The following is an 11,827-nucleotide window of genomic DNA, read 5'->3' as shown; positions in this document are numbered from 1 at the left end:
TCGCCAGCGCGGACTCGCTTTCGCTCGCGCCGGACCTGGGGGCTTTCGACAGTTCGTTCGTCAACTCCGGCATCAGCCAGAGCTCCGCGGGCTCCGACCCGCGGGACATCGTCAGCGCGGACTTCGATAAGGACGGGCTGCTCGATGCCGTCGTCGGCTACGCCGGGGCCGATCAGGTCAGCGTTTTCCCGGGAAATGGCGACGGCTCCTTCGGCACGCCGGTCTCCTTCCCCGCCGGCGGCGACGTCTGGGGCGTGGCCCTCATCGATTTCGACAAGGACGGCCTGACCGACATCGTCGCCGCCGCCCGCAGCGTGGACGGCATCGTTTTACTGCAAAACACCTCCACGCCCGGCAGCCTGTCCTTCACCCGGCTCACCGACCTGCCCGCCGGCGACGACCCGCTGAATATCGCCGTCGGCGACTTCAACGAGGACCTGTGGCCCGACCTCGCCGTCTCCAACTACGGCACCAATAGTAGCACGGGCCGCTCGATCACGCTGCTCCTCAACGACCAGGCCGGCGGTTTCACCCCCACCACGCTCGAGCAGGGAAATCTCCGCCCGTACGGCCTCGCCACCGCTGACTTCAACAAGGACCACCACCTCGACCTCGTGGCGGGCGACATCGAAAACGGCGACCGCATCGCCGTGCTGCTCGGCAACGGCGACGGCACCTTCGGCGCGATCGCCTCCTATCCCTACCCCGACGGTTGGGACGCCAGCGAGATCCTGCCGGGCGACTTCGACCAGGATGGCAACCTCGACTTCGCCGTCACCCGCGCGAACTATGACTCCACCGTGCTCGCCATCTATCCCGGTGTCGGCGACGGCACCTTCGGCGAGCGCGTCGATCTCGACATCGGCAGCGGCTACTACATCTGGCACGGCATCACCGGCGACTTCACCGGCGACGGCTGGCCCGACCTCGTCCTCGGCAGCCTGCGCACCACCTTCTTCCTCCAGAACCGCGCCGACGGCACCTTCGGCTTCCACGTCAGCCGCCTCTACGGCGACAACTCCTACACCTACGGTGCCACGCTCGGCGACTTCAACGGCGACGGCACGCCCGACATCCTGGTCACCGACGAAAACGACAGCCTCCTGCGCCTGCTGGCCGGCAACGGCACCCACCCGCTGGCCGGGGACGACACCAACCCGGTCACCGGCCTCACCCACGGCTACGGCCGCGGCTACCTTTCCGACGGCAACGACACCGACAACTTCAAGTTCACGGCGCGCGCCGGCCAGCTCGTCAGCCTGTCATCGGACACCCGCGCGCTTTCCGGCACCACCCGCCTGCGCTACCTGCTCTACGATGCCTTGGGCAACCTGCTCATCGACGTCCAGGGCGGCGACGTCAACAACGGCCAGGCCACCATCCCCCGCGACGGCACCTACTACGTCCGCGTCCAACCCTGGAACGGCGACTACAACACCGAATACCGGTTCCGCCTGACTCTCGGCCCGGTCGGCGCGGGGCAGATGGAGTCCGAAACGAACGACCAGATCAGCCAGGCGGACGGTCTCACCCTCGCCTTGAGCGGCAACCAGCGGAGCGGTCGCATCTATGGCCTGATCGATACCGACGACAGCTCGGGCGACTGGTTTTCGCTCGGCAACCTGTCGGCCGGCACCGAGGTGCGGGTGCGGCTCGACCTGCCATCGACCACCACCCTCGGCAGCTACACCCTCAACCTGCGCCGCTCGAATAACACGGTGGTGGCCACTTCGAGCGATGCCGAACTCGTCCACACCATCCCTGCCGGCGAGGACGATGCCTACTACGTGCAGCTCAGCGCGACCGGCCGCGGGATGATGGCCGAGTATTTCGCCAACGTCTCCATCACCGACCTGATCCCGCCGTCGATCGTGGGCGACACCCTGCCGGATCCGGATTCCACCGGCCTCATCCAGACCTTCGCGCTCACCTTCAACAAGGACATGAGTGCGGCCACGGTGACCAACCCGGCCAACTACAGCTTGGTGTGGAACGGCCCCGACCAAACGCCGGCGACCGGCGATGACGTGTCGATGCCGATCCAGCCGTCCAGCTACTCCAGCGGCCTGACGGCCTCTTACACCATCATCGGTTCCCCGCTGCAGCCGGGCGGCTACCAGTTCCGCGTCAACGGCCTGAAGGACGTGTTCGGAAACCTCATCCCGGTGCCCTACGAGCGCAGCTTCACCATCCTCGGGCCCGGCGGATATCAGACCGAGCAGGAAAACAACAACAACGGGGCCAGCGCCACCCTCCTGGTCCTGAACGAGGACCTGGTGGGCTACCGGACCACCAATGCGCGCGGCATTTTGACCGGCAGCGACAACAGCGACTACTGGGCCTTCGACGCCGTGGCCGGCGAGCAACTGGTGCTCGAGTCCTACCTGCCCGGAAACGGCAACCGCATCCGCCACCTGCTCTACGATCCGGACGGCGGCCTGATCCTCGACGCCAACCCGAACAACGGCGACCTCGAAGGGCGCGCGCCGATGGTCCTCTCGAAGACCGGGCGCTACGTGCTGCACGTGACGGACTGGAACTCGATCCGCAGCGAGTACCGTTTCCGCGTCAGCCTGATCGGCGATGCCATCGACTACGAAAGCGAGCCCAACGGCTCCCTGCCCGAGGCCGACCCGCTGACCTTCACGCAGGCCAACGGCATCGACGGCGCCACCGTCGGCGGCTTCGTCAGCACCCCGACGCAGCTCGACTACTTCAACCTCGGCAACATCCCCGCAGGCACCACCGTTTTCCTCAGCGTGCGCAAGCCGCAGGGCAGCACGCTGGTCCCGATCGTCGGCATCTACGACGAGGGCGGCTTCCTCAAGGCCGAGGTCGGCGGCAACAACGACGACGACCACTCCGAAGTCCAGATCACCACCACCGGCACCTACTACGCGCTGATGCGCGCCAACATCGGCAGCTCGGGCATCAACGGCGACTACCTCCTCGACGTCCGCTCGCTGCCGACCGGCAACATCAACTTCCCGAACCTGCGCGTCACCCGCCTCGATGACCTGGCCGCGACCGGCCTGCGCACCGGTGACACGGCGACGGTCAGCTACGACGTCACCAACGGCGGCAACCTGTCCACCGGCGTGGCGAACTGGGTCGACCGCATCGTCCTTTCCGGAAACAACGTCTACGGCGATGGCGACGACCTGCAGTTGGCCGTCGTGCCGCACGCCGGAGCGCTCGACCCGGGCGGAAGCTACACCGTCAACCAGCCGGTCACCCTGCCCGACGGCTACCCGGGCGACTTCCACATCATCGTGGCCACGGATTCGGCCAACGCCGTGGATGAGATCCTGCAGGAAGGCGACAACACGCTCGCCACCGCGAATCCCTTCAACGTCCAGCTCCAGGACTACCCGGACCTGGTCATCGAGGACCTCGCCATTTCCGCTCCGGATGCCTTCGGAAACTACGACATTTCCTGGAACCTCGCCAACCGCGGGACGGGCAGCGCGCCGGCCGGCCACACGGTCAACCTGCGCGTGCTGAACACCACCGGCTCGCAGGTCATCTTCGACCAGGACATCGCGGTCGCCCAGGTCCTGAATGCCGGCGAAACGCTGGCCCAAAGCCAGGTGGTGACCGCCAACAATCCCGGCTTCCACCTGGTCACCGTGGTCGCCGATGCGGACCTCGACCTCTACGAATACGGCACCAACGGCCATGGCCCGGCGGAGCAGAACAGCGTCCAGGACAGCTTCCAGATCTTCAACTTCTTCGACATCACCGTGGCGGCATCGCCCGCGGCCGGCGGCAGCGTGGGCGGCGGTGGAAATTTCCGCGACGGCGTCGAGGCGACCGTCACCGCCACGCCGAACACCAGCGTGCTGCCCTACCGTTTCATCAACTGGACCGAGAACGGACAATTCGCCAGCGCCAGCCCGACCTACACCTTCACCGTCCACGCGGACCGCAACCTGGTGGCCGTGTTCGGCCTGCCGCAGTACCAGATCACCGCCTCGCCCACGCCGGCCGCGGGCGGCTCGATCGCCGGCACCGGCACCTACGAGCTGAACGCCACCGCCACCCTGACCGCCAACCCGGCACCGGGCTACCTGTTCGACTACTGGGAGGAAGGCGGGCTGAACATCGGCTCGGCCAATCCGCTCAGCTTCAGCGTCAATTCCGGGCGCTCGTTCATCGCCCACTTCGCCGAGGCGAACCCGCAGCACGTGGTCAGCATCGTGACCTCGCCACCAGGCTTGGTGAGCATCCCCGGCGGCGGCACCTACGACAACGGCCAGACGCTCAACATCACGGCCCCGGCCTCGATCGAGGACGGCGACACCGAGCACCTGTTCGAGAAGTTCCTGCTCAACGGCGTCCACCTCAACACCAGCCCGACGCTCACCAAGACCTTCTCGACGCTCGACCCGGCGACCATGACCTACACCGCGGTTTACAAGGATCGCAGCCTGCGCCCGGTGCTGGCCTCGGTCTCGACCAACTACGGCAACCTGGTCCCCGCCGTGCCGGATGTCCGTTTCACCCTGACCTTCGACCGCGACATGAACCCCGCGGTGATGCCCGTGCTGAGCCTCACCAGCAGCACCGCGGCGACGATTCCGACCGTCCCCTCGGGCAGCTGGACCAACGCCCGCACCTACGTTTCGGGAAACACCGACTTCAGCGGCGACAGCGCGGGGGCCTTCACGCTCAACGTTTCCGCAGCCACCGATGCCCAGGGCCGCGTGATGGAGGCGGACGCCAGCTTCGGCTTCACCGTCGATGCCCTGCCGCCGGAGAACCCGACGCTGGTTCTCGACGGCACGACTTCCTCCACCGCCACCATCAGCTGGAACGGCTACACCGCGCCGGCCGACTTGAACGGCTTCCGCTATTATCTGGAAACCGCGCCCTTCACCACGGTCAACGGCCTGGTTGCCGTGAACGGAGCGGGTGCCGCGGCGCGGAGTTATACCTTCCGCAACCTCATGCCGGACGTGGACTACCATGTCGCGGTGGTCGCGCTCGACTTCGCCGGCAACGCCAACCCGGAAGTCACGCCGCTGACCTTCCGGCTCGATACCGAGCTGCCGCCCGCCGTTTCCCCGATACTCGAACGCCCCGGCATCGCCTCGGCGCGGCTCGACTGGAGCAGCTACGATCGCGACCTGATCGGACTCGAGGGTTTCCGGATTTACGTTTCGGAAAGCGACTTCTCGAGCGTGTCCGGCATGACGCCCGAGGTGGACCTCGCGGCCGATGTCACCGAGTATCTCTTCGAGGGACTCGACCGCACGCGCGACTACTACTTCGCCGTGGTCGCCTACAACCGCAACGATGAGCAGACCGACGCGGTCTCGCCCGTGATGTGGTCCGACCCGCTGTCCGGGACGCTGACCGAGGATTTCTCGATCGGTGGCGCGGATTCGGTGATCCCGATTTACGAAAGCCTCGTCCTCTCCGGCGGCGCGAACCTCACGCTGGCGCCGGGCACCACCCTGACCTTCGCGCCGGGGACTTCGCTGACGGTCGAGACCGGCACGCTGACTGCCGAGGGCACCGCGCTGCTGCCGATCCACTTCACGTCCGAGGGCGAGTTCGCCGATCCGCCGACCGCGGCGCGCGGCGACTGGGCCGGGCTGATCCTCAACGACGGCAGCTCATCGCTGAGCCACGTGTGGGTGCGCTTCGGCAGCGGCCTGCAGGTCGGAAACGGCTCGCCGACGCTCTCCAACATCTATGCGGTGCAGAACAGCGGAGCGGGCCTGCTCGTCTCCGGCACCGGCGATGTCACCGCCACCTCGTGCTATCTCGTCTACAACCAAACCGGAGCCTCGACCACCGATACCGGACAGCTCGACCTCAGCCAGTCGGTGCTCAAGAGCAACAGCTCGGGCAACGCCTCGCAGGCCGGCGGCTCGACCTTCGTCGCGCAAAACAACTGGTGGGGAAACACCTCGCCGTCCGGCATTTCCGGCACGGTCGACAGCTCCTCGCCGCTGGCCCAGGAGCCCATCCTCGGCGCCGCCTTCCAGGTGAAGGGCGGCCTCGCTCAGACTCCCAGCCGGCCGATCACCCTGTTCATCCAGTCGGCCAACGGCATCGGCTATCGTTTCAGCGAAAACTCGGCCTTCCCCGTGGCGATCTTCGAGGACCTGTTCGCGGCCGACGATGATTTCCGGGTCAGCCCGTACGGCTTCGAGCTGCCGTTCACGCTCTCTCCGGGAGCCGGTTTGAAAACCGTGTATGCCCAGCTGCGGAGCGAGACCGATACGGCCAGCTCCACGCTCAGCACCTCGATCTCGCTGGTCACGGATGGCCCCGTGATCCAGACCTTCAGCCTCGCCGACGGCGCGGTGATCGGTCGCCCGCTGCGCGTCACCGCCACCGCCAGCGCGCCGCGCGGCCTGACCAGCATCGAGTTCCTGGTGGGCGGCTCGGTGGTCGCCCGCTCGACGAATTCGCCGCTCGATTTCCTGTGGGATCCACGCTCGCTGCCACAGGGGCCGGTGCGCGTCGAGGCCAAGGCCACGGACCGCTACGGGGCCACCAGCTCCCGCGCGGTGAACATCGTCGTTTCCCCCGGCCCGCCGGTGGCTCCGGTGATCACCTCGCCGGTCAATGGCGCGATCACCAACGCCTCTCCGGTCACCGTGACCGGCACCGCCGAGCCGGGCATCAGCCTCACGCTCAAGCGCAACGGCGAGGTCATCACCAACAGCGCGACCGCCGCGCTCAACGGCAGCTTCAGCATCCCGAACGTGCCGCTGGTGGAGGGCGCGAACTCGCTGGTCGTCACCGCCAGTGACTTCGTCGGCTCCAGCGCCTCGCAGCCGGTGAGCCTGATCTACGATTCTGGCCCGCCGGCCGCCCCGGTGCTCGACACGATCGAGCGCGCCAATGGCGGCGTGCTGGTGAACTGGATCTTCCAGGGCGGCGAGCAGCCGGCGTCGTACCGCCTCTACTGGAATGCGACCGCTTTCACCAATCCCGACAATGCGACGGGCAGCAGCGCGCCGGTCACCACCACCGGCGGCAACTTCACCCTCCCCGACGGCATCTGGTTTGTCGGCGTGGCGGCCTTCGACGGTGCCGGCAACCGCAGTCCGATCTCGAACCTCATCCAGTTCGGCATCGACTACACCGCGCCGACGCTGACGGTCAGCTACGACCGCCCGATGCCCGTCGGTCCCGGCAACCTGCTGGTGCAGGTGGAGTCGAACGAACCGCTGGCCAACGTCCCCACCCTGACCATCCAGCCGGCCGGCGGGCTCGACCGGATTTCGGTCACGCTCACGCAGCAGGAATCGACCCGCTACACCGGCACCTACGTTGTGGACCCACAGTTCAGCCGCAGCGGCACCGCCACCGTGCGGGTGTCCGCCCGCGACCTGGCCGGCAACGTCCGCACCAACGTCGCTCCGCAAGGCCCGGCGCTGGTGCTCGATGTGACCAAGCCGACCGCGGTGGTCAGCCTCGACCGGCCGGTGCCGGTGCAAACGGTCAGCCCGCAGACCCTTTCCGTGGGCCTGACGCTGAGCGAACCGCCGGCCCCGGGCACGACGCCGTCGCTCGAGTTCGAGCCGCCGGTCGGCAGCCGGATGGCGATCACGCTCGACGGGGCGGGCACCGCCTGGAGCGGCCAGCTCACGGTCAATGCCGCCATGGGCAACGGCGACGGCTTCTTCCGGTTCGCCGGCTCCGATGCCGCCGGCAATCAGGGCACCGTGGTGACCAGCGGAGAAGTGCTCGAGCTTTACAATACCAGCGCCCCGCCCCCGCCGGAGGACCCGCCCGTCATCTCCGGGGTGATCCTTTCCGGAGGACGGATCCGCATCGACTGGCAGGCGGTCGATCGCGCCGACAGCTACAAGCTCTACCGCGAAGCCGGCTCGGCGGGCGGCACTCCGACGCTGCTCGTCGAGAGCGGCATCGAGGCCCTCACCTACACCGACCTGCCACCGGCCGACGGCATTTACCGCTACGCCGTGGTGGCCTCGCTGCGCGGCTCCGACGGCCCGGCTTCCGGCGTGTTGGTGGCGGAGTCCGATCGCGTGCCACCGGAAAAAGCGACCGCGTTTTCCGTCCAGCTGCTCGCCCGCGGGGTCGAGATTTCGTTCGCCGCCCCGGCCTCCGGTGAAATCCCGGCGAAATACCGCGTCTATCGCGGCGCCACGATGATCCGGGAACTCAGCAGCCCGGCGATGGTCACCGACTACCCGCCGCGCGGCAGTCACGACTACACCGTGGCCACGGTCGATCAGTACGGAAACGAGAACCCGACCGATCCGATCACCGTCGAGCTGCTGGTCAGCCCGGTGGCCGACCTCCACCTGCACGCCAAGAAAGGCAGCGCCAACTCGCTGACCTGGACCAGCAACGACGGCACGGTGGTCGGCTACAACATCTACCGCAACGGCGTGAAACAGAACGGCGCGCCACTCGCGCCGGCGGCCTTCGTGGATCCGCTCGGCCTCGCCGGCCGGCCGGTCACCTACGAGGTGAGCGCGGTCAATGGGGCCGGAAACGAAAGCCCGCGGCGGCAGCTCACCGTTTACCCGCTGGATCTCGCCGGCTACCTCAACCGCGACTCGCTCGGCCGCGAGAGCGCCTCGTTCATCGGCTTCTTCGACAAGCTCCAGCTCGACGTGCGCAACCTCGCCTCCACCGGCGCGGTCGCGATCGAGGGCATGGAGATCAACCGCACCGTCACCGGCGAGGATGACATGACCCAGGACAATGCCCTGGCGCTGAACATCGCCCCCGGCGCGACCGGCAGCACCGAGGTGGTGATTCCCGCACCGTTGACCGCGGGGGTTTCGCAGACCTTCCAGGTCATCCTCGAGGGTGCCACCGATTCCGGCGGCAGCCGCGTGACCTACGAGTTCCAGTTCGCGAAATCCGTGGCCCGCGGCGGTGCCAACGCCGCGGCCCTGTCCACCACCGACATTCCCGTGGCCGGGGGCTACGCCAGCGTGCAGGTCACCCTGCAGAACTTCGGCGGAGCTACCATGGACGTCGTACTCGGCCGCGCCGGTGGCCTGCAGCCCGGCGACGTGGCGATCGTGGTCCGCGACGCCAACGGGGAAATCGTTTCCCGTCAGGCCTACACCGGCATCGGGGCGCAGGGGCTGCTCACCTTCCCGGACGGCACGCTGGTCGCGCGCATCCCGGCGGGAGGCACCTACACCTTCGTCGTGCCCAACGTGCTGGTCCCCGAGTCGCTCGGCGAACAGGGCCTCGGCGCGACCTTCGCGATCGAGGTCGGCGGCCTGTATTCCGGCTTCGGCAGCTCGACCTCGGTCAGCCAGACTCCGCTGATCCAAGGCTCGACCTTCAGCTCGCTGGTGGAAACGCCCTATTACGCAAACCTCGTGACGGACCAGGACCGCTACGCCAACGAGGAGGACATCGTGATCACCGGCCAGGCGATCAACCGCCAGAGCGGCCTGCCCGAGCCGAACGTGCCGCTGCGCATCGGCTTCGGCATCCGCAGCTACGTGCTCTATCAGGAAGTGACCACGGATGAAAACGGCGACTACACCTTCAGCTACCGGCCGCCCCAGGGCTTCGGTGGGGCGATCCGCCTGTGGGCCGCCCACCCGGACGTGGCCGACCAGCTCAACCAGAAGACCATCGAGTACCGCCGTTTCTACATCGTGCCGGGCGGCGGCCGCGTGGTGATGTCGAAAAACGACACCCTCGACCTGTCCTTGAAGCTGGTGAACCCGGCGGACCTGCCCCTTTCCGACATCCACATCAGCTCGCGCAGCTATATCTCGGAAGACAGCTCGGAGGTGGAAATCGACAGCCTCCACTATGAGGTGCTGACGCCCGGACCGATCAATCTCGAGCCCTTCGGTTCGACCACCATCGACATCCGCGCCACGGCCGACATTGATGCGCCGGACTCCGCCATCTCGGAGATCTACATGACCTCCGCCGAAAACGCCTCGGCCACCTTCGAGGCCCACCTTTCACTGAAACCCGCCATCCCGGCGCTGAGCTTCGTCTCGCCAGCCGTCGGCTACGTCGACATGTCCGTCAACAAGGGCGAGATCGTCAGCCGTGAGGTGGTTCTGACCAACGACGGCCTGCGTCCGCTCGAAGGAGTGGAGGTCATCCCGCCGGCCAATCTTCCCTGGATGGATGTGAACCTGCCGCGCGACAGCCAGGACCGCATCCTGCTGCCCGACATTCCGGTCGGCGGCACGCTGCGCTTCACCGTGGTCTACGCGCCGCCGCAGGACACGGCGCTCGGGCTCTACGATGACTTCATGCTCATCCGCGGCAGCAACCTGCAGAGCGACTTCCAGGTGAACCTCTTCGCCCAGGTCACCAGTGCGGAGCGCGGGGGCGTCATGTTCTACGTGGACAACATTTTCGCCGAGGCCGTGCCCAACGCGAAGATCCGGCTGCGCAACCCGAACCTGCGGCAGGAAATCGGCCCGTTCTACACGGACTCCCTGGGTGAGGTGACCATCCCCGATCTTCAGGAAGGCAGCTGGTCCTACCAGATCAGCGCCTCCGGCCACACCACCACCACCGGCGTGTTCGACATTACGCCGGGGCAGACGGAGCTGGTCGACGTGCGGCTGTCGAAGTCGCTGGTCACGGTCGAGTTCTCGGTGACGCCGAAACCCTTCACCGACCGCTACGAAATCACCATCGAGCAGACCTTCGAGACCCGGGTGCCGGTGCCGGTGCTGATCATGGATCCGCCCGCCACGCAGCTCTACAACATTCAGGACTACGCCGAGGGGACGATCATGATCAACGTCAAGAACGAGGGCCTCGCCAGCTTGTTCGAGGTGGTGATCCAAGGCCAGACGGCGCCTTACGGTTCGTTCATCCCGATGATTTCCTACATTCCGGAACTCCATGCCCAAGAGTCGATCCAGGTGCCGTTCAAGTATACCTTCGACCTGCGGAACCGGAACGGCGGCTCGGGTGCCTCGCCCTCGGGCTACGGCTGCCCCGGCCTCGACGGTCTGGCCAAGGCCTACGAAGTGGCGGCCGAGATCGACAAGAACACCAGCCTGCCCTCGACGGGAAATGAAGGCATCGACTTTTGTGCCGGCGTTTTCCTGAACCCCTTCCCCAGCGCGACCGGGCTGGTGGCGCTCAGCTCCGGCCTGGCCTGCTGCCCGGATGGAGCCGCCATGGCCGCCGGCGCCCACGCCCTGCTGGTGGGCTATTCGGCGGCCAGCTTCGCCACCGGCATCGTCACCAACCTGCAGGCCTTCGTCGGCTGCGCCATCGGTGCCCAGTTCGGCGGATTGTTCGGCGGCAGCGGCGGGGGCGCGACCGGTGGAGGCGGACCGGCCCGAGGGACCGGGACCTTCAACGGCTCGGGTGCGGGATGCTTCGTTTCCGGCACCCTCGTCGAGATGGCGCAGGGGCCTCCGAAACCGATCGAGGCCATCCTTTCCGGCGACCTGATCAAGACCGGCGACGACGCCAACGCCGTGGTCGAGCAGATGCTCACCCGCGAGTCCGACGACGTTTATGAAGTCACGCTGCGGCCGGTGGTCTTCGGCGATGCGGAAAATGAAAAGACGCTCACCGGCACCGGCAACCACTACATCTGGACCGACCACGCCGGCTGGCTGCGCCTCGACAAGCTGAAGCCCGGCGACCGCCTCCACTACACCGGCGGCGAGTTGTATGAAATCACCGGCATCGAGCACCTGCCGGGGACCCACACGGTCCACACGCTGCAGGTCGCGGTCGATGGCGTCTTCTACGCCGATGGGTTCCTGGTCCAGCACCTGTGCGGACGGCTGGAGAACGACATGCAACCGGGGCCCGCGCCGCCGGCGGAAACCGAAACCGCCGCGGAGACCCGCTGAAAACCCCGAACTTC

1 protein-coding gene is annotated in these 11,827 nt (G+C 67.1%); it reads left to right on the top strand.

Features of this window, described 5'->3' with window-relative positions:
* Window positions 1–11,813 (top strand): FG-GAP-like repeat-containing protein (locus ABXH26_RS10630; RefSeq protein WP_353567045.1); only part of this gene is annotated, 11,813 nt, incomplete at its 5' end.
* Window positions 11,814–11,827: the final 14 nt, after the last annotated feature.

It is taken from the genome of Haloferula sargassicola, from assembly GCF_040362925.1.
Classification (GTDB): Bacteria; Verrucomicrobiota; Verrucomicrobiia; order Verrucomicrobiales; family Akkermansiaceae; genus Haloferula; species Haloferula sargassicola.
Note: the sequence above shows the minus strand (reverse complement) of the source record. Positions and strands in the feature narration are given on the sequence as shown.